The 18,478-nt window shown below is 68.8% G+C and carries 17 protein-coding genes; 11 read left to right on the plus strand and 6 right to left on the minus strand.

The window, feature by feature from the left end:
- Positions 1 to 52: 52 nt before the first annotated feature.
- Complete coding sequence (gene radC / locus AADI75_RS06325; protein ID WP_341208194.1) at positions 53 to 748, plus strand: DNA repair protein RadC; 696 nt, start codon at positions 53 to 55, stop codon at positions 746 to 748.
- Between the two features lie 3 nt (positions 749 to 751).
- On the opposite strand, the gene AADI75_RS06330 is transcribed toward radC, so the two are convergent.
- Genes AADI75_RS06330 through pdxH form a run of 3 tightly spaced genes read right to left on the minus strand, consistent with a single transcriptional unit; the run spans position 752 to position 3,082 of the window.
- A complete protein-coding gene (locus AADI75_RS06330) occupies positions 752 to 1,546 on the minus strand; it encodes a PhzF family phenazine biosynthesis protein (protein ID WP_341208195.1) in 795 nt (264 codons plus the stop codon).
- Between the two features lie 10 nt (positions 1,547 to 1,556).
- Positions 1,557 to 2,504: a cation diffusion facilitator family transporter gene (locus tag AADI75_RS06335; RefSeq protein WP_341208196.1), complete on the minus strand. Its 948-nt coding sequence runs from the start codon at positions 2,502 to 2,504 to the stop codon at positions 1,557 to 1,559.
- Positions 2,501 to 3,082 carry a pyridoxamine 5'-phosphate oxidase gene (gene pdxH / locus AADI75_RS06340; protein WP_341208197.1) on the minus strand — a complete coding sequence of 194 codons (582 nt, stop codon included), beginning with the start codon at positions 3,080 to 3,082 and terminating at the stop codon, positions 2,501 to 2,503. The genes AADI75_RS06335 and pdxH overlap by 4 nt, the downstream gene beginning before the upstream one ends.
- Before the next feature lie 129 nt (positions 3,083 to 3,211).
- On the opposite strand from pdxH, the gene AADI75_RS06345 reads away from it, so the two are divergent.
- The 10 genes from AADI75_RS06345 to AADI75_RS06390 all read left to right on the plus strand — a co-directional run bounded on the left by AADI75_RS06345 (position 3,212) and on the right by AADI75_RS06390 (position 15,672).
- Positions 3,212 to 4,075, plus strand: a complete 864-nt coding sequence (locus AADI75_RS06345; RefSeq protein ID WP_341208198.1) for a Ku protein — start codon at positions 3,212 to 3,214, stop codon at positions 4,073 to 4,075.
- 27 nt (positions 4,076 to 4,102) lie between these two features.
- The gene (gene ligD, locus AADI75_RS06350) at positions 4,103 to 6,517 is read left to right on the plus strand and encodes a DNA ligase D (RefSeq protein ID WP_341208199.1); all 2,415 of its coding nucleotides are present in this window, start codon (positions 4,103 to 4,105) and stop codon (positions 6,515 to 6,517) included.
- Positions 6,518 to 6,674: 157 nt separating this feature from the next.
- Complete coding sequence (locus tag AADI75_RS06355) at positions 6,675 to 9,059, plus strand: circularly permuted type 2 ATP-grasp protein (RefSeq protein ID WP_341208200.1); 2,385 nt, start codon at positions 6,675 to 6,677, stop codon at positions 9,057 to 9,059.
- Between the two features lie 427 nt (positions 9,060 to 9,486).
- On the plus strand, positions 9,487 to 10,398 hold the full coding sequence (locus tag AADI75_RS06360) for a transglutaminase family protein (RefSeq protein WP_341208201.1): 912 nt from the start codon (positions 9,487 to 9,489) through the stop codon (positions 10,396 to 10,398).
- Positions 10,399 to 10,458: 60 nt separating this feature from the next.
- Positions 10,459 to 11,415 (plus strand): DnaJ C-terminal domain-containing protein, encoded by a 957-nt coding sequence (locus AADI75_RS06365; RefSeq protein WP_341208202.1) that lies wholly within the window; start codon positions 10,459 to 10,461, stop codon positions 11,413 to 11,415.
- A 6-nt stretch (positions 11,416 to 11,421) separates the two neighbouring features.
- Positions 11,422 to 12,372 carry a YihY/virulence factor BrkB family protein gene (locus AADI75_RS06370; protein ID WP_341208203.1) on the plus strand — a complete coding sequence of 317 codons (951 nt, stop codon included), beginning with the start codon at positions 11,422 to 11,424 and terminating at the stop codon, positions 12,370 to 12,372.
- 16 nt (positions 12,373 to 12,388) lie between these two features.
- Complete coding sequence (gene fabI / locus AADI75_RS06375; RefSeq protein ID WP_341208204.1) at positions 12,389 to 13,192, plus strand: enoyl-ACP reductase FabI; 804 nt, start codon at positions 12,389 to 12,391, stop codon at positions 13,190 to 13,192.
- Positions 13,189 to 13,734, plus strand: coding sequence for an N-acetyltransferase (locus AADI75_RS06380; protein WP_341208205.1), 546 nt, complete (start codon positions 13,189 to 13,191; stop codon positions 13,732 to 13,734). Before fabI ends, AADI75_RS06380 begins: the two co-directional genes overlap by 4 nt.
- 70 nt (positions 13,735 to 13,804) lie before the next feature.
- Entirely contained in the window at positions 13,805 to 14,125 is a 321-nt protein-coding gene (locus AADI75_RS06385) for a hypothetical protein (protein ID WP_341208206.1), read from the plus strand.
- On the plus strand, positions 14,122 to 15,672 hold the full coding sequence (locus tag AADI75_RS06390; protein WP_341208207.1) for a methyl-accepting chemotaxis protein: 1,551 nt from the start codon (positions 14,122 to 14,124) through the stop codon (positions 15,670 to 15,672). The genes AADI75_RS06385 and AADI75_RS06390 overlap by 4 nt, the downstream gene beginning before the upstream one ends.
- A gap of 101 nt (positions 15,673 to 15,773) precedes the next feature.
- Here AADI75_RS06390 and AADI75_RS06395 read toward each other — a convergent pair whose 3' ends face one another.
- From AADI75_RS06395 to AADI75_RS06405, 3 genes are read right to left on the minus strand one after another with little or no spacing between them, the layout of a single operon-like run.
- Entirely contained in the window at positions 15,774 to 16,166 is a 393-nt protein-coding gene (locus AADI75_RS06395; protein ID WP_341208208.1) for a reverse transcriptase-like protein, read from the minus strand.
- Positions 16,163 to 16,702, minus strand: a complete 540-nt coding sequence (locus AADI75_RS06400; protein WP_341208209.1) for a pseudouridine synthase — start codon at positions 16,700 to 16,702, stop codon at positions 16,163 to 16,165. Before AADI75_RS06400 ends, AADI75_RS06395 begins: the two co-directional genes overlap by 4 nt.
- A complete protein-coding gene (locus AADI75_RS06405; RefSeq protein ID WP_341208210.1) occupies positions 16,699 to 18,312 on the minus strand; it encodes an NAD(P)/FAD-dependent oxidoreductase in 1,614 nt (537 codons plus the stop codon). Before AADI75_RS06405 ends, AADI75_RS06400 begins: the two co-directional genes overlap by 4 nt.
- Positions 18,313 to 18,478 lie beyond the last annotated feature (166 nt).

An 18,478-nucleotide genomic window follows, 5' to 3' on the forward strand; every position in this document is an offset into this window, starting at 1 on the left:
CGCGGCGCACACGCAATTGCGCGGGGCGACGAACCGACCTACCCCGGCGCGCATGGCCGAAAACGACGACGAAACGCGCGCGCTGGATGCAAAGGGGCACCGTGCCCGCCTGCGCGCGCGCCTGCTCGCCGATCCGGATGGGCTGCTCGATCACGAATTGCTCGAATATCTGCTCGCGTTGGCGATCCCGCGACAGGATACCAAGCCGCTCGCCAAGGCATTGCTGCGCGAATTCGGCGGGCTGCCGGGCGTGTTCACCGCCGACCCGACCGCGCTCGCGCGCGTCCCCGGCATGGGCGACACCAGCACCGCAGCGGTCCGCGTCGCGCATGCCACCGCGATCCGGCTCGTGCGCGCCCGCACCCGCGAGGCGCCGGTGCTGTCGAACTGGCAGGCGCTGTCCGATTATCTTCATGCCGATATGGCGCACGACATGGTCGAGCGGTTCCGCGTACTGCATCTAAATACCCGCAACATGCTCATCCGCGACGAGGTGATGGCACGCGGCACGATCGACGAAGCGGCGGTGCATGTGCGCGAGGTCATCAGGCGCGCGCTCGATTTCGGCGCCGCGGCGCTGATCCTGGTCCACAACCATCCCTCCGGCGACCCCTCACCCAGCCGCGCCGACATCGACATCACCCGCGCGATCATCGCGGCGGGCAAGCCGCTCAACATCGCGGTCCACGATCATCTGATCGTCGGGCTGAACGGGCAGGTCAGCCTGCGCGCGAAGGGACTGATCTGACGATCAAGGCAGCAGGAAAGTGCCCTCGATCGTCGTCACGCACGTCCCGCTCAGCACGACCCGATCTTTTACGACGTGGCAGCCGATCCGGCCGCCGCGCGCGCTCGCCTGATAGGCCGAGAAGCGGTCACGCCCCAGCCGCTGCGCCCAATACGGTGCGACGACTGCGTGCGCGCTCCCGGTGACGGGGTCTTCGGGAATGCCGAATGCCGGGGTGAAGGCGCGGCTGACGATGTCGCTGGCGTCGCCGGGCGCGGTGACGATCACCAGCCATCGCCCCTGCGCAGCGAGCGCGGCCTGATCTGGCGAGCAGCCGCGCACCGCCGCTTCGTCCGCCAGCACCGCGACCGCGTAGCCGGCATCGTGCCACAGCGTCTCCACCGCCTCTACCCGGAGCGCAGCCACCACGTCGGGCAAATCGCGCGGCACCGGGGCAAGTGAAGGCAGCGCCAGCGCGTAGTCAGCGCCGTCGCGCGCGACCTCCAGCACCCCCGACTGACGCGTGCGGAAGCGCACCACGTCGCGATCCGGATCGGACGCGAGCACGACATGCCCGGCGGCGAGCGTTGCGTGGCCGCACAGCGCGATCTCGGCGACGGGCGTGAACCAGCGCAGCTCGAAGTTCGCCGCTCCGCTGGCGTCCGCCACCAGAAAGGCCGTTTCCGACAGGTTGTTCTCCTGCGCGATGCGCAGCAGCGTCGCATCGTCGAGCCAGCCCGGCAGCGGCATTACCGCCGCCGGATTGCCCCCGAAGGCCTGCGCAGCGAAGGCATCGACCTGCGTGAACGGAATGCGCACCGCCCGCCGCCTACAGCCGTTTCGAGAACCAGTGCGGCGTCACATCCGCCTCGACCAACGGGTTATCGGTATCGACATGCCCCTCGGGATCGAGATGTATCAGCGTCTCGACGCGCGGAAAGGTATCGCGCAGCGCGTGCTCGACACGCTCGACGATATCATGCGCGTCACGCACCGACAGAGTCGCATCGACCTCCATGTGGAATTGCGCGAAATCGTGGCTGCCCGCGCGGCGCGTCCGGAAATCGTGGATGCCGCGGATGCCCGGCTGGCGCGCGGCGACCTCCATGAAGGCGGCGCGCTGCGCCTCGGGCCATTCCTTGTCCATCAGCATGTCGATCGCCTGGCTCGACGCCTGGAAGGCGCCCCATGCCAGCCACGCCGCAATCGCGATGCCGAAGACGGGATCGGCGCCCGAGATGCCGACATATTGGTCGAGCACCAGCGCTGCGATCACCGCGACGTTGAGCAGCATGTCCGACTGGTAGTGGACGTTGTCGGCCATGATTGCGATCGAGCCGGTCTGGCGGATGATGCTGCGCTGATAGGCGAGCAGCACGAAGGTCGCGACGATCGCGGCGATCGATACGCCGATCCCCAAGCCGGCGTCCTCGTTGGCGACGGGATCCGAAAAGCGGCGGATCGCCTGCACCGCGATCCCGATCGCCGAGGCGGTGATGAGCACGACCTGGAACAATGCGGCCAGCGCCTCGGCCTTGCCGTGGCCGAAGCGATGATCGTGGTCCGCGGGCTCGGCGGCGAGCTTGACGCCATACAAGGTCACGAGGCTGGCGAGCAGGTCGAGGCCGGTGTCCGCAAGGCTGCCCAGCATTGCGATCGATCCGGTATGCCATGCGGCATAAGCCTTCACGATCAACAAGGTGCAGGCCATCGCCACGCTCGCCAGCGCGGCGCGCATCGCGAGCGGGATGATGCGGCGGCGTTCGTCGCGGGTCATGGGAACAGCAGCCCTTCGGTCCATCCGCCGTGTTCGTCGGGCGTGAACACGCGCCGTTCATGCAGGCGATGCGCGCGATCGTGCCAGAACTCGAATTGGTCGGGGGTGATGCGATAGCCGCCCCAATCGGGCGGGCGCGGGACGTCCTGCCCGTCGAAGCGGGCCTTCATTTCGTCGAAACGCGCCTCGAAAGTGGCACGGTCATCGAGCGGGCGCGACTGCTCCGACGCCCACGCGCCGAGCTGCGAATCGCGCCCGCGCGTGGCAAAATAGGCGTCGCTCTCTTCGTTACTGGCATGGGTCACCGCGCCCTCGATTCGGATCTGACGACGCAGCGACTTCCAGTGAAAGAGCAACGCCGCCTGCGCATTGACGGCGAGATCGGCGGCCTTGCGGCTGCCACGGTTGGTATAGAAGACGAATCCGTCCGGCCCGTGCCCCTTGAGCAGCACCATCCGCAGCGACGGCCGACCGCGGGCATCCGCGGTCGCGAGCGCCATCGCATTGGGATCGTTCGGCTCGCTCTCGCGCGCTTCGGTGAACCAGCGGTCGAACAAGGAGAAGGGATCGTCGGCCATGCCGGCGCTTTTATCGCCATCGGATCGAAAGGTCATCATTGTCGTCGCGACCAACTAGACGCAGATCAAAGGGCGGAACCGTGTCCGCGCCCGGCGATTGAATCGCTTTCGCAACGAGGGGCGAATCCGATGGCGGCGCGCGCATATTGGCAGGGACAGATCCGGTTGGCGCTGGTGTCGATCCCGGTTGAAATCTATTCGGCCACCAAGTCCGGCGCGCAGGTCGCGTTCCACCAGATCCACGAGCCGAGCGGCCAGCGAATCAAATATGAGAAGGTCGCACCCGGCGTCGGCCCGGTCGACACCGACGAGATCATGAAGGGTTTCGAGATCGAGAAGGGCGAATATGTCCTTCTCGAACAAGACGAAATTGACGCGGTGAAGCTCGAGTCGAAGAAGACGCTGGAGCTGACGCAGTTCGTCGACGCGCACGAGATCGACGTGCTCTATTACGAGAAGCCCTATTTCGTCGTCCCCGCCGACGACCTTGCCGAAGAAGCGTTCATCGTGTTGCGTGAAGCCTTGCGCCGCACGAAGAAGGTGGGCCTGGGGCAACTCGCGATGCGCGGGCGCGAATATGTCGTCAGCCTGAAGCCGTGTGGGCGCGGCATGATCCTGGAAACCTTGCGCTACGCCGACGAGGTGCACCGCGCACAGGGGTATTTCCGTGACATTCCCGACGATAAGCCCGACGCCGAATTGCTGGATCTTGCCGAAGCGCTGATCGAGAAGAAGGCCGCCGCATTCGATCCGGCCGGGTTCCACGACCGCTACGTCGACGCGCTCAAGGACCTGATCGAGCGCAAGCGCAAGGCGAAGGGGCGCAAGATCATCGAGGACAAGGGTGGCGACGGCGCGCGCCCGGGCTCGAACGTGGTGGATCTGATGGCGGCGCTCAAGAAGTCGATGGAGGGCAAGGGCGAAACCCCGGAGAAGAAGACGTCGACGCGCAAACCTGCTGCCCGCAAACCGGCGGCGAAGAAAAGTGCTTGAACGTCATAGCCGTAGCGGGAGGGGCACGTGACGACGGATCCGCTTGCCCTCTACAATGCCAAGCGCGATTTCGCGAAGACCGCCGAGCCGGCCGGGACGCTCGCGCCGGGCAAGGGAAACAGCTTCATCGTCCAGAAGCATGATGCGACCCGGCTGCACTGGGATTTCCGCTTGGAAGTCAATGGCGTCCTGAAAAGCTGGGCGGTGACGCGCGGGCCGAGCCTCGACCCGAACGAGAAGCGTCTCGCGGTGCGGACCGAGGATCATCCGCTTTCTTATCAGACGTTTGAGGGGACGATCCCGGCCGGGGAATATGGGGGCGGGACGGTGATGTTGTGGGACCGCGGCACCTGGTCGCCGGTCAAGGGCAAGAGCGCCGCCGATATCGACAAGGGCCACCTTCATTTCATCCTCGACGGCGAGCGGATGAAGGGCGAGTGGCTGCTGATCCGGCTGCGCCCGCGCGGGAAAGAAAGGCGCGAAAACTGGCTGTTACGCAAGATCGAGGATGGCGAGGCCGGCGGCACCGACACGCTGGTGGAGACCGCGCTGACCAGCGTTGCGACCGGGCGGACGATGCAGGAGATCGCCGAGGGCAAGCGTGGCGGCGCACCGGCGAAACCTGGCCGGAAGCGCAAGACGGGCAAGCCGCCGGCGTACGAGCCGCCGCAGCTTTGTACGCTCGTGGAGCGCGTTCCGAGCGGTGCGGGGTGGATACATGAGGTAAAATACGACGGCTATCGCGCGTTGGTCGCGGTCGGGGGCGGCAAGGCGAAGGTTTTTACGCGCAGCGGGCTCGACTGGAGCGACAAATTTCCCGGCATCGCCGAAGCCGCCGCCGCGCTGCCCGCGACGACCGCGCTGATCGATGGCGAGATCGTCGCGTTCAAGGACGGCCGACCCGATTTCTCGACGCTGAAGGATGCGATCGGCGCGGGCGGCGCGATGACGCTGTTCGCGTTCGACCTGCTCGAACTCGATGGCGAGGATCTGCGCGACCAGCCCAACGTCGCGCGCAAGGAGCGGCTGCGCGCGCTGGTCGGCGATGGAGAGGAAAGGCTGCGCTTCGCCGAGCATATCACCGGTTCTGGAGAGCAATTGTTCGAGACGATGTGCCGCGAAGGGTATGAAGGCATCGTCTCCAAACGCGCCGACGCGCCGTATCGCGGGCGGCGGACGCCGGCGTGGCTGAAGATCAAATGCACCCGGCGGCAGGAATTCGTGATCGTCGGCTGGCTGCCCTCCACCAAGTCGCGCGGGCTGCGGTCGTTGCTGCTCGGGGTGCATGACGGCGACACGCTGCGCTATGCCGGCAAGGTCGGCACCGGGTTCGACAGCGCGATGATCGACAAGCTGCGCACGCGACTCGACAAGCTGGCGCGGAAGACCGCCACCGTCGACGCGCCGCGCGCCGCGGTGAAGGACGCGCATTGGGTGAAGCCCGTGCTGGTCGCGGAGGTCGCCTTTGCCGAGACGACGCTCGACGGCGTGCTGCGGCATTCGAGCTTCATCGGGCTGCGCGGCGACAAGCCGGCGGCGGAGGTGGTCGCCGAGGCCCCCGCCCCGGTGCCGGCGGTCGAGTCGCGGATCAAGGTGACCAATCGCGATCGCGTGATCTTTCCCGAGAGCGCCGTCACCAAGGGCCAGCTCGCCGATTATTATGCCGCGGTCGCCGGGATCATGCTGCCGTGGGCCGGGCATCGCCCGGTCAGCCTCGTGCGCTGCCCGCAAGGACGGGCGCGGCAATGCTTTTTCCAGAAGCACGACGCCGGATCGTTCGGTGACACCGTGCATCAGGTGCCGATCCGCGAGAAGGACGGCAGCACCGAGAATTACCTGTATGTCGACGATGCCGACGGGCTGGTCGCGTGTGTGCAGATGGGGACGATCGAGTTCCACGGCTGGGGATCGCGCGTCGACGCGCTCGAACGGCCCGACCGGATGGTGTTCGATCTCGATCCCGACGAGGGGCTCGGCTTCGAGGAAACCAAGCGCGCCGCCGTGCACCTGAAGGAACAGCTCGCCGAACTGGGGCTGGTGAGCTTTCCGCTGCTGTCGGGGGGCAAGGGCGTGCATGTCGTCGTGCCGCTGACCCCCAAGGCCGAATGGCCGGCAGTGCGCGACTTCGCCGAACGCTTTGCGCGGGCGCTGGCGCATGCCGATCCAGAACGGTTCGTGGCGGTGATGAGCAAGGCCAAGCGCAAGGGTCGGATCTTCATCGACTATCTGCGCAACCAGCGCGGCGCTACCGCGATCATGCCCTATGCCGCCCGCGCGCGCGCCGGCGCGCCGGTCGCGGCGCCCGTGTCGTGGACCGAGCTGCGCGACCTCGACAGCGCGGCACATTGGCATGTCGGGGATGCCGATGCGTTGATCGCACGCGCCAACGGGCGATCGCTGAAGGGCTGGGGCATCGCCGATCAGGTGCTGCCGGACCTTTGAGGCGGGTCGGTCGATTCCGATTGCTTAACCCGGCTGCGCCACTACGGTCCCGACCGGTTGGCTGAAGGAGGAAACGCTGGCCACGCAGCCCCTCTTCGACCCCGGCACCCTTGCCCGCCGCCGTTACGACGATTATGCCGGCGCACCGTCCGACACGATGCGCAGCGGCAATGCCGCGCCGTGGCTGGCGGAGCTCGAGGAATTGTCCACGATCGCCGGCGACGATCTCGGCCATGCGCGCGAGCGGGTGCAGCGGCACGCGATCGATATCGGCACCGGCTTTCGCATCATCGGCGAGGACAGCGAGCGGCCGTGGCCGGTCAGCCCGATGCCGCTGCTGATCGAGGCGCAGGAATGGGCATCGATCGAGCGCGGGATCATCCAGCGCGCCGACCTGTTCGAGACGATCCTCGCCGATCTCTACGGCCCGTCCAGGCTGGTGGAGCGCGGGCATTTTCCCGCGACGCTCGTCACCGGCAGCCCGTTCTTCCTGCGGCCGCTGGTCGGGCTCGAACCGCCGGGCGGGCATCATCTGCACTTCGTCGCGATCGATCTGGGGCGCAGTCCGTCGGGCGAGTGGCGGGTGCTGGCCGATCACCTGCGCGCGCCGACCGGGGCGGGCTATGCGCTCGAAAACCGGCTCGCGGTCAGCCGCACGCTCGGCGGGTTGCAGGCCCGGCTCAACGTCCGCCGCCATGCGCCGTTCTTCGCCGCGTTCCGGGAGGGGCTGGCGGCGGCATGCCGGCGCAGCGATCCGCGCATCGGGTTGCTGACGCCCGGGCGTTACAATCCCAGCTATCCCGAACAGGCGCATCTGGCACGCTATCTGGGGCTGTTGCTGGTCGAGGGCGACGATCTCGCCGCGCTGGAGGATCGGCTCTACGTCCGCACGATCGCGGGGCTGAAGCGCGTCGACGCGCTGTGGCGGCGGCTCGACCCGCGGCTGCTCGATCCGCTGGCGTTCGATTCGCACTCGCGGATCGGGGTGCCGGGGCTGATCGACGTGTGGGCGCAGGGCAATGTCGTGCTCGCCAACGCGCCCGGCGCGGGAGTGCTGGAAAGCCCCGCGTTCGGGGCCTTCCTGCCGCAGCTCAGCACGCGGTTGACCGGCGCGGACCTGATCCTGCCCAATATCGCGACCTGGTGGTGCGGGCAGCCGCGCGAGGCGGCGCATGTCGCGGGCGAGTTTGGGTCGATGCTGCTGTCCCCGGCGTTCGGCGCGCGGACGCTGGGGCTGCCGGGTGACGCGCCGGTGGCGGGGGCGGACCTGACGGCCGAGCAGCGCGCGTCCTTCCTCGACGACCTCACCCGCCGGCCGCAGGATTACGTCGGGCAGGAGATCATCCGGCTCTCGACGATGCCGGTCATCATCGAGGACCGGCTGGAGCCGCGGCCGTTCACGTTGCGGGTGTTCGCGGCGCGCGATGCGCAGGGAAACTGGCAGGTGTTGCCGGGCGGGTTCGCGCGGATCGGGGAGCATCCGGACCCGCGCGCGGCGGTGCTGGGCGAGGGCACGTGGTCGGCCGACGTGTGCGTGCACGGGGCGGAGCCGGTGTCGCCGGTGTCGCTGCTGCCCGCGCCCGATTCGCTGCACGTACGGCGCAATCCGGGAACGCTGCCGAGCCGCGTCGCGGACAATTTCTTCTGGCTCGGCCGCTATCTGGAACGCGGCGAGGCGTTGCTGGCGGCGATCCGCGTCATGCTGGGCCATTCGATCGACGCCGATACCGGCGCGGCCCCCGACGAGGCGACGATCGCCAAGCTGGTCGCCGAGATCGTCGACAGCGGCGCGGCCCCCACCCCGGCCAGCTTCCGCCGCGCCGACCTGATCGCGTTCGCGCGGATCGCGATGGAGGCGCGCGACGGCTGGCAATCGGTGGCGGCGATCAACACCCATGCGCAGCGGATCGCGGGCGGATCGCGCGACCGGCTGTCGGTCGACATGGTGCGGCTGCTCGATGCGCCCTTCCCGACGCATCGCGGGATGCTCGACCGCGCCGGCTCGCTCCAGCGCCGCTATGCCGCGATCGCGGGGCTGTCGGCCGAGCATATGGGGCGCACCGCGGCGTGGCGGTTTCACGATCTCGGCCGGCGGATCGAGCGCGCGCGCGCGATCACCCGCGCGGCGCGGATCTTCGGGATGAGCGGCGCGTCGGCGGGCGATCTGTCGACGTTGCTCGATCTCGCCGACAGCCAGATCAGCTATCGCCAGCGCTATCTGACCGGGATCGCGCGGGTGCCGGTGGTCGACCTGACGGTGCTCGATCCGGGCAATCCGCGCGCGCTCGCCTTTCAGGTCGATTGCATCCGCGCGCATCTCGCCGCGCTGCCGGTGCTCGACGACGACGGCATGGCCGAGCCGCAGCAGATCGAGGCGACCGAGCTGCACGCGTTGGTCGCCCCGGCACAGGCGGCGCTGCTCGATCCCGAGACGCTGTCGGAGGTGGAGCATCGGCTGTTCCGGCTTTCGGAGGCGATTGCGCGGCGATATTTCCTGCAGGGCGCGGAGCCGTTGCGGGCAAGCGGGTTGACGCTGGCGTGAACCCAATTGTTCTTTCCACTACCCCCGTTCGCCCTGAGGAGAGGCTGAGCCTGTCGAAGCCTCGTCTCGAAGGGCGCGCGCCTCGAGGTGCTTCGAGACGGCATTTCGACCAGCTCATGCCTCCTCAGCACGAACGGAGATTGGGAGCGGAGACTATGTCGACGGTGGAGCATCAGCTGCTCCGGCTGTCGGAGGCGATCGCGCGGCGGTATTTCCTGCAGGGCGCGGAGCCGTTGCGGGCGAGCGGGTTGACGCTGGCGTGAACCCGATTGTTCTCTCCACCATCTCCGTTCGCCCTGAGGAGAGGCTGAGCCTGTCGAAGCCTCGTCTCGAAGGGTGCGCGCCTCGAGGTGCTTCGAGACGGCATTTCGACAAGCTCAATGCCTCCTCAGCACGAACGGGGATCGGGAGCGGAAAAGTTTGACCGATGCGCTATGACATCCGCCACATCACCCGCTTCGATTACGGCAATGCGGTCAAGTTCGCGCGCTGCAACCTGCGGCTGAAGCCGATCGACTGGCCGGGGCAGAAGCTGGAGGATTATGCGCTGCACGTCGCGCCCTCGGGGCGGACGATGGATGCGCATGCCGAGGCCGGGCTGGCGCATGTCACGCGACTGGTGGTCGACGAGCGCGTGCGGCGGCTGACGATCGAGAGCGTCGCGCGGATCACGGTCGACCGGCTGGTGCCGGTGCCCGACGCCAGCGACCCGACGATCGCCGAGGTCTGCGCACTGGCGCGCGCGTCGGTGGACGTGTCGGCGGCGGGGCCGGCGGCGTATCTGTTCCCATCGCCGCTGATCCCGCTCGACCGCGCGATCGCCGATTATTGCGCGCCCGATCTGTCGCCGGACCGCAACGTGCTGGAGGCCGGGATCGCGCTGGCGCGGCGGATCCAGCGCGACTTCGCGTTCGATCCCGCCGCGACGCTGGTCGATACGCCGCCGCACGAGGCGTTCGCCAAGCGCAGCGGCGTCTGTCAGGATTTCGCGCAGATCATGCTGACGGGCTTGCGCGCCGCCGGGCTGCCCGCGGCCTATGCCTCGGGCTATATCCGCACCATCCCGCCGCCCGGGCAGGAGCGGCTGGTCGGCGCCGACGCGACGCACGCGTGGGTGCTGATCTGGTGCGGGCCGGTGCGCGGCTGGGTCGGGGTCGATCCCACCAACGGCATCTGGATGGCGGGCGACCATATCGTCGTCGCGATCGGGCGCGACTATGCCGAGATCGCGCCGGTCGACGGCGTGGTGCTGGGATCGGGCGCGCAGGCGATGGAGGTCAGCGTCGACGTCGCGCCGATCATCGAGCCGATCGCGGAGCCGATCGGAGAGCCCGCGTAACGATTGCGCTTCGCGCGACACTCCCCCACATAGGCGAGTAACACACCAACCGGGGACGACATGGCCGATCCATATGCGACGCTGGGCGTGGCGCGCGGCGCCAGCGAGGCGGACATCAAGAAAGCGTATCGCAAGCTCGCGAAAGAGCTGCATCCCGATCGCAACCGCGACAATCCCAAGGCGGCGGAGAAGTTCGGGCAGGTCACCAGCGCCTACGACCTGCTGACCGACAAGGACAAGCGCGCGCGCTTCGACCGCGGCGAGATCGACGGCGATGGCAACCCGACCGCGCCGTTCGGTTTCGGCGCCGGGGGCCGCGGTCAGGCGGGCAATGGCGGGTTCCGGCCCGAGGGCTTCGACATGAGCGGCATGGGCGGCGGTGCCGGCGGGCCGGACATGAGCGACATCTTCGAGGGGCTGTTCGGCGGCGCGCGCGGGCGCGGCGGTGCGGGCGCGGGCGGGTTCGCCAGCGGGTTCGGCCGGCGGCAGCCGCCGCCCAAGGGCAGCAACGTCGCCTATTCGCTGCGCGTGCCGTTCACCGATGCCGCGACGCTGGCGCCGCAGCGCGTGACGCTGGCGAGCGGCAGCACGATCGACCTGAAGCTGCCCGCCGGGGTCGAGACCGGCACGCAGATGCGGCTGGCGGGCAAGGGCGACGACGGCCCCGGCGGCGCGGGCGACGCGATCGTGACGATCGAGGTCCAGCCACACCGCTTCTTCACGCGCGAGGGCGACGACGTGCGACTCGACCTGCCGATCACGATCAAGGAAGCGGTCGAGGGCGGCAAGGTGAAGTGCCCGACGGTCGACAAGCCGGTGATGATCACGGTGCCGACCGGGGCAACCTCCGGCAAGACATTGCGTTTGAAGGGAAAAGGCTTTCACCGCAAAGGCGGCGAGCGTGGCGATCAGCTGGTGACGCTGATCGTCGACGTGCCGGCGGACGATGCGGCGTTAAAGGCGTTCGTCGCCGGCTGGGACGGCGGGGGGAACCCGCGCGCCGCGATGGGCGTCTGAGCGTGCGTGACCGACGCCCCCCTTTCGCTGACGCCTGAGGACCGCGCGCGCCATCACGGTGCCGCGCGGCGCAGGCTCGACCGGCAGCTCGCGCGCGTCCGCCCCGGTGCCTATGCGTGGGAACTGTTCCGACGTGCGGTGATCGGGGTGTGGACCGACGGGTTCATCCATGCCGGCAACCTCGCCTATCTCGCGCTGATGACTGTCTTTCCGTTCTTCATCGTCGCGGCGGCGGTGGCGTCGCTGTTCGGGCAGAGCGACGAGGTGCAGCACGGACTGGCGAGCTTCCTGTCGGTGTTGCCGCGCGACGTGGCGGAGGTGCTGCGGACGCCAATCGCCAATGTGTTGCAGGCGCGGACCGGGCCGTTGCTGTGGTTCGGCGCGCTCGTCGGGTTGTGGACGGTCGGCAGCTTCGCCGAGACGATCCGCGACATCTTCCGTCGCGCCTATGGCACGCGGTCGTCGCAGTCGCTGTGGCGCGCGCGGCTGGGGCTGAGCATCGCGATCATCGCCTCGGTGGTGATCGCGCTGTTCGCGTTTCTGGTGCAGGGTATCCTGACCGCGGCCGAGCAATTCATCTATCGCCTGCTGCCGGTCGCGCAGCATGTCGCGGAGTGGCTCAACATCGCGCGGCTGGTGCCGGCGGCGATCATGTTCGGCGCGCTGTACATGCTCTTCTTCTCGGTGACGCCGGGCAAATATCGGCGCAGCGATGCGCGCAAATGGCCTGGCGCGCTGTTCACGACATTCTGGTGGGTAAGCATGACCGCGGGGCTGCCGTGGGCGCTGTCCCAGCTCGGCGGCTACGACCTGACCTATGGCAGCCTCGCCGGCGTGGTGGTGATGCTGTTGTTCTTCTATCTGATCGGGCTGGGGCTAGTGTTCGGCGCGCACCTCAACGCGGCACTGGCGGAGCCGCCCGAACCGGTTGTAGAGGGGACCGGACAGGGTGAATAATGAAGCAGGTACACGCGTGAACGGATTGATGGCGGGCAAGCGCGGGCTCATCATGGGGCTGGCCAACGACAAGTCGCTAGCCTGGGGAATTGCCAAGAAGCTGAGCGAGGCCGGCGCGGAACTCGCCTTCTCCTATCAGGGCGCGGCGATGGAGAAGCGCGTGCGCCCGCTCGCCGAGCAGCTGGGCGTCGCGCGGCTGTTCGATTGCGACGTGGCGGACATGGACGCGCTCGACGCGACCTTCGCGGCGCTGGCCGAGGAATGGCCGACGATCGACTTCGTGGTCCATGCGATCGGCTTTTCGGACAAGTCGCAGCTGCGCGGGCGCTATTACGACACGACGCTCGACAATTTCCTGATGACGATGAACATCTCGGCCTATTCGCTTGTCGCGGTGGCGCAGCGCGCGCGGCGGCTGATGCCCGAGGGCGGGTCGATCCTGACGCTGACCTATTATGGCGCGGAAAAGGTCATCCCGCATTACAACGTCATGGGCGTGGCGAAGGCGGCGCTGGAGACGAGCGTGAAGTATCTCGCGGTCGATCTCGGCCCCGACAACATCCGCATCAACGCGATCTCGGCCGGGCCGATCCAGACGCTGGCGGCGCGCGGGATCGGCGACTTCAACTATATCCTCAAGTGGAACGAGCTTAACGCGCCGCTGCGCCGCACCGTGACCATCGAGGATGTCGGCGGCGCGGGGCTCTACATGCTGTCCGATCTGGCGAGCGGCGTGACCGGCGAGATCCACCATGTCGACGCCGGCTATAACGTGATCGGGATGAAGGCCGAGGACGCACCGGACATCGCGCTGGCGTGAGCACGACAGGCGTGACGATCGCGATCCGCGCCGCGCAGGGCGGCGACGTCGCCGCGATCGACGCGCTGCTCCGCACCGTCTTCCCGCGCGCCGACGAGGCCGATCTGGTGCGGCAGCTGTGCGTCGACGGCGACATGGTGCTGATGATGGTCGCAGTCGACGAGGACGCCGACGAGGTTGGGGGCGCGCTGGTCGGAGCGGTCGCGTTCAGCCGGATGGCGGTCGATGTCGGCGGCAAGGCGATCGCGGCGGTCGCACTCGCGCCGGTGGCGGTCGCCGAAAGCTATCGTCGGCAAGGCGTGGCCGAGGCGTTGATCCACGCCGGGATCGAGCGGATCGAGGCGGCGCGCGTCGTGCTGTGCTTCGTCCTGGGGGAGCCGGCCTTTTACGCCCGGTTCGGCTTTCATGCCGATTACGCGAGGAACTTCGCATCGCCGTACGCGGGCGCGCATCTGATGGCCTTGCCGGTGCAGGGCGGGTTGATGCCGTGCGGGGAGCGTGGCGAGGCAGCGCATGCGCCGGCCTTCGCACGGCTTGGCTGAGCAAGGGCGGCGCGCAGAAATCGCTCCGCACTTACGGTAAGTTAAGCACCGATTCTTACAAACCTGCGGAATGGATCACCGTTCCGACCGGCTGTTACTCGTGGCGCAGGCGGGTGTCGGCGTCGCCGCACTTGCGATCATGAGCCTGTATCCGCCCGCCGAGGGGCGCATCCTGCTGATTCCGATCGTCGACCGCGACGCCAACGCCACCGCGCGGCTGGCGCTGTCGTCGGGGGCGGCACTGCTCGGCGAGGGGCCGCTGCGCGGATCGCTGGTGGTGGTGGGGAGCCGCGCGCGGATCGCGGCGCAGCTTCGACCGTGGCGCACCGTGATGCTGGCCGCCCCGCCGGCCGGCTGTGGGCCCCTCCCGCGACAAGGGACCGTCGCATGACCGCCGCGACCGATCCGCTCGACCGGATGCGCCTGTACGGCGTCAAGGGCTGGGCCTGGGCAGGCTGGATCGTGCTCGCCGGGCTTTGCGTGGGCGACGTGCTGATCGGCGGCGGCAAGCTGCCGATAGTGCTGGCGATCGGGCTGCTCGCCAACATCGGGCCGACCGCGATGATGATGCTGGGCAGGCACGATGCGGTCGCGCGGGCGATGATGGGATCGCTGGCGACGGTGCTGCCGGCACTGCTGGTGTTCGTGCTGCAAGGGCGCGCGTGGCAGATGGACGCGCATATGTATTTCTTCGTCGCGATGGCGGCGTTGCTGGTGCTCGCCGACTGGCGGCCGATCCTGCTCGCGACCGGGCTGACCGCGGTGCATCATCTGCTGCTCGAATGGTTTGCGCCCGACTGGGTGTTCGACGGCAACGGTGATCTGGGGCGGGTGCTGTTCCATGTCGTCGCGGTCGGGTTGCAATTCGGCGCGCTGACGGTGGTGACGCTGATGCTGGAGCGGCTGTTCGCGGCGCAGGAGCGCAGCCTGCGACGCGCGCGCGAGCTGACCGCGATCGCCGAGGAGGGCCGCCGCGCCACCCAAAGCGCGCTGGAGCAGGCGCGGCTGGCCGAGGAAGTCGCGGCGCGCGAGCGGCGGCGGCGCGGGGAACAGGCGGCGCAGCTTTCGCAGGAACGGCGCGGCGAGCTGATGATGCTGGCGGGCGAGTTCGAACGATCGGTGACGTCGATCGTCGGCGGGATCGCACAGGCCAGCGAGCGACTGGAGCAGGCGGCGATCCAGCTCGAAGGCGGAACCGCCGCGGCGCGCGGCGACGCGGTGTCGGCGGCGACCAGCGCCGGCGAGGCCGCGACCGATATCGCGCAGGTCGCGGCGTCGATCCGCGATCTGACGCGCTCGATCCAGACGATCGCAGTGGCGGCCGAGCGGCAGTCGCACCTGACCGATGGGGTCAGCACCGCGGCGCAGCGCAGCGTGCAGACCGCGGCGATGCTGGAGGAACAGGCGGTGCAGATCGAGGGCTTTCTCGACGATATCCGCCGGATCGCGGCGCAGACCAACCTGCTGGCGCTCAACGCGACGATCGAGGCGTCTCGCGCGGGCGAGGCGGGGCGCGGCTTTGCGGTGGTGGCGGGCGAGGTGAAGGCGCTCTCCGCCGACACGACGCGCGCCAGCGACCGGATCGGGGTGCTGATCGCGGGGATCCGCGAGGGGGTGGCGGAGACGGGCGAGAAATTGCGCACGGTGACGCAGGCGGTGGCGGAAGTGTCGGGGGCAGCGCGCGGGATCAAGGTGGCGGTCGACGAGCAGCGCAGCAGCGCGCTGGCGGTCGATGGCGGCGCGGCGCGCGCGGCGGATATGGCGGAGGCGATCGGCGGCGGGATCGGTGCGCTGGTCGAGACGGTCTGCAAGGCGTCGACGCTGTCGGCGACGGTGCGCAACAGCGCGAGCGCGCTGGCGACCAGCGCGCGCGATCTGCACGGGTCGACGAACCGGTTCGTGGCGTTCCTGACGTGCGAGCGGGCGGCGGCGGAGTAAAGGGTGTTTGCTTGGGTGTTTCGCGGCGCCCACACCGTTCGTGCTGAGCCCGTCGAAGCACGTGCCGCAGGCGCATCGTACGGGCACGCCCTTCGACAGGCTCAGGGCGAACGGAGGAGAGAGTTGGAAATGCTCATCTGCTGCACCGCCTCCAGCGCGATACCCGCCAGATTCTGCGTCCGTTTGATGTAGCGGATGCGCAGCCGGCCGGCGGGGCGCGGGAGCGCGTGGAAGCGTTCGTAATGATCGCGATAGGCGGCCGGGCAACGGATCGCGCCGTGCGCCTGGGCGATCACCGCCGCGGCGTCGCCGAGCAGTACCGCCTCGGCGAGCCCGAGATCGTTGGCGAGCGTCAGCGCGGCGGTCAGCGCCAGCCACTCGGCCTCCATGCTGCTGCCGGGACCAAGATCACGGCGCATGTACGTCCGACCGCCCGCGACCAGCGCATATTCCATCCCGGCGGGCGAATAGCCGCCGTCGAAGAATATCTTCATGCCGCCCGCCACGCGCCGGGCGCGAGATCGCCGAGCGACCAGTCGCCGACCCGCCAGCGGATCAGCCGCAGCGTCGGGTGGCCGACCGCGGCGGTCATGCGGCGCACCTGCCGGTTGCGCCCCTCGCGGATCGTCAGCGCGATCCATGTGTCGGGAATGCTCGCGCGGTAGCGGATCGGCGGCGTGCGCGGCCACACGTCGGGCGCGGCGAGCGGTTCGACCTCGGCGGGGCGGGTCATGCCGTCCTTGAGCAGCACGCCGGTGCGCAGCGCCGCCAGCGCGGCCGCGTCGGGCACGCCCTCGACCTGCACCCAATAGGTCTTGGGCAGCTTGAATTTTGGGTCGGCGATCCGCGACTGGAGCCGGCCGTCGTCGGTGAGCAGCAACAGCCCCTCGCTGTCGCGGTCGAGCCGACCGGCGGGGTAGACGCCGGGCATGTCGACGAAATCCGATAGCGTCGCGCGCGTGGTGGGCGAACCTCGGTCGGTGAACTGGCTCAGCACGTCATAGGGCTTGTTGAACAGGATCACCGTCATGCGCGCGCGATCTGCGCCGCCACCGCCTCCGCCACGCGGATGCCGTCGACCGCGGCCGACAGGATGCCGCCGGCATAACCCGCCCCCTCCCCCGCCGGGTACAGGCCGCGCGTGTTGAGGCTCTGCATGTCTTCGCCGCGCGTGAAGCGCACCGGCGAGGAAGTACGCGTCTCGACCCCGGTCATCACGACATCGGGGTGGTCGTAGCCGTTGATCTGGCGGCCGAACACCGGGATCGCCTCGCGCATCGCCGCAATCGCGAAGTCGGGCAGGCATTCGGCGAGATCGGTGGGGGTGACGCCGGGCTTGTACGACGGCACGACGCTGCCGAGCGTCGTCGAGGCGCGGCCAGCGAGAAAGTCGCCGACGCGCTGCGCGGGGGCGTGATAGTTCGAGCCGCCCGCGACGAAGGCTTTCGCCTCGATCTCGCGCTGCATGGCGAGCCCGGCGAGCGGGTCGCCGGGGTAGTCGCGCTCGGGATCGATCGCGACGACGAAGCCGGAATTGGCGTTGCGCTCGTTGCGGGAATATTGGCTCATGCCGTTGGTGGCGACGCGGCCTTCCTCGCTGGTCGCGGCGACGACGGTGCCGCCGGGGCACATGCAGAAGCTGTAGACCGTCCGCCCGTTCGAGCAGTGATGCGAGATGTGATATTCGGCCGCGCCGAGCACCGGATGCCCGGCATCGGGGCCGAAGCGCGCGCGGTCGATCCACGATTGCGGATGCTCGATGCGGACACCGATCGAGAAGGGCTTCGCCTCGGCATGGACGCCGGCCTCGACCAGCATTCCGAACGTATCGCGCGCGCTGTGGCCGATTGCCATCACGACATGCTCCGCCGCCAGATAGCCGCCGTCGTGGAGGTGCAGGCCCTTGATGCGGCGCTCCCCGCCCTGCTCGACGACGTCGAAGCCGGTGACGCGGGTCGAGAAGCGATATTCGCCGCCGAGTTCCTCGATCGTCGCGCGCATGCTCTCGACCATCGTCACGAGGCGGAAGGTGCCGATATGCGGATGCGCCTCGATGAGGATTTCCTCGGGCGCGCCGGCCTTGACGAACTCGGTCAGCACCTTGCGGTTGAGGTGGCGCGGGTCCTTGATGCGGCTGTAGAGCTTGCCGTCGGAGAAGGTCCCCGCCCCGCCCTCGCCGTACTGGACGTTCGATTCGGGGTTGAGGACACTGCGCCGCCACAGGCCCCAGGTGTCCTTGGTCCGCTCGCGCACCACCTTGCCGCGCTCGAGGATGATCGGGCGGTAGCCGGCCTGCGCGAGGATCAAGGCGGCGAACAGGCCGCAGGGGCCGGCGCCGATCACCACCGGGCGCGGCGCGCCGTCCTTTGCGGGTTCGGGGGCGCGGTAGCGGGTGTCGGGGGTGAGCGAGACGTCGCGGTCGCGGCGGTTGCGCGCGAGCACGGTGCCCTCGTTCTTCACCGCGACGTCAACCGTATAGACGAGCTGGATGCGGCCATGTTCGCGCGCATCGTTGCCGCGCCGCGCGACCGTGAAGCGGATCAGGTCGCGCGGGGTGATGCGCAGCCGCTTGACGATCGCGGCGGGCAGCGCCTCCTCGGAATGGTGGAGCGGCAGTTTCAGGTCGGTGATGCGGATCATGGCGGCGGGGCTTTAGCGGGGTTCGCGGGGGGAGGCGAATGTTGCGAATGTTGAGACGCGAGCGGGGGTATGCGTCGGGGCTGCGGCTATGGAATGAATAGCCGAATGCGGGTGGTGTAGGACATCGCCCACCCCGTCATTGCGAGCGGAGCGCGGCAATCCAGGG

Origin of the sequence: uncultured Sphingomonas sp. (genome assembly GCF_964021865.1) — a bacterium.
Taxonomy (GTDB): domain Bacteria; phylum Pseudomonadota; class Alphaproteobacteria; order Sphingomonadales; family Sphingomonadaceae; genus Sphingomonas.

Coding starts and splice junctions, on each gene's coding strand:
- AADI75_RS06385 (WP_341208206.1), top strand. CDS start 13,805: ATGGATCACCGTTCCGACCGGCTGTTACTCGTGGCGCAGGCGGGTGTC.
- radC (WP_341208194.1), top strand. CDS start 53: ATGGCCGAAAACGACGACGAAACGCGCGCGCTGGATGCAAAGGGGCAC.
- AADI75_RS06390 (WP_341208207.1), top strand. CDS start 14,122: ATGACCGCCGCGACCGATCCGCTCGACCGGATGCGCCTGTACGGCGTC.
- AADI75_RS06405 (WP_341208210.1), bottom strand. CDS start 18,312: ATGATCCGCATCACCGACCTGAAACTGCCGCTCCACCATTCCGAGGAG.
- AADI75_RS06355 (WP_341208200.1), top strand. CDS start 6,675: ATGCGCAGCGGCAATGCCGCGCCGTGGCTGGCGGAGCTCGAGGAATTG.
- pdxH (WP_341208197.1), bottom strand. CDS start 3,082: ATGGCCGACGATCCCTTCTCCTTGTTCGACCGCTGGTTCACCGAAGCG.
- AADI75_RS06360 (WP_341208201.1), top strand. CDS start 9,487: ATGCGCTATGACATCCGCCACATCACCCGCTTCGATTACGGCAATGCG.
- AADI75_RS06400 (WP_341208209.1), bottom strand. CDS start 16,702: ATGACGGTGATCCTGTTCAACAAGCCCTATGACGTGCTGAGCCAGTTC.
- AADI75_RS06335 (WP_341208196.1), bottom strand. CDS start 2,504: ATGACCCGCGACGAACGCCGCCGCATCATCCCGCTCGCGATGCGCGCC.
- AADI75_RS06395 (WP_341208208.1), bottom strand. CDS start 16,166: ATGAAGATATTCTTCGACGGCGGCTATTCGCCCGCCGGGATGGAATAT.
- AADI75_RS06345 (WP_341208198.1), top strand. CDS start 3,212: ATGGCGGCGCGCGCATATTGGCAGGGACAGATCCGGTTGGCGCTGGTG.
- AADI75_RS06365 (WP_341208202.1), top strand. CDS start 10,459: ATGGCCGATCCATATGCGACGCTGGGCGTGGCGCGCGGCGCCAGCGAG.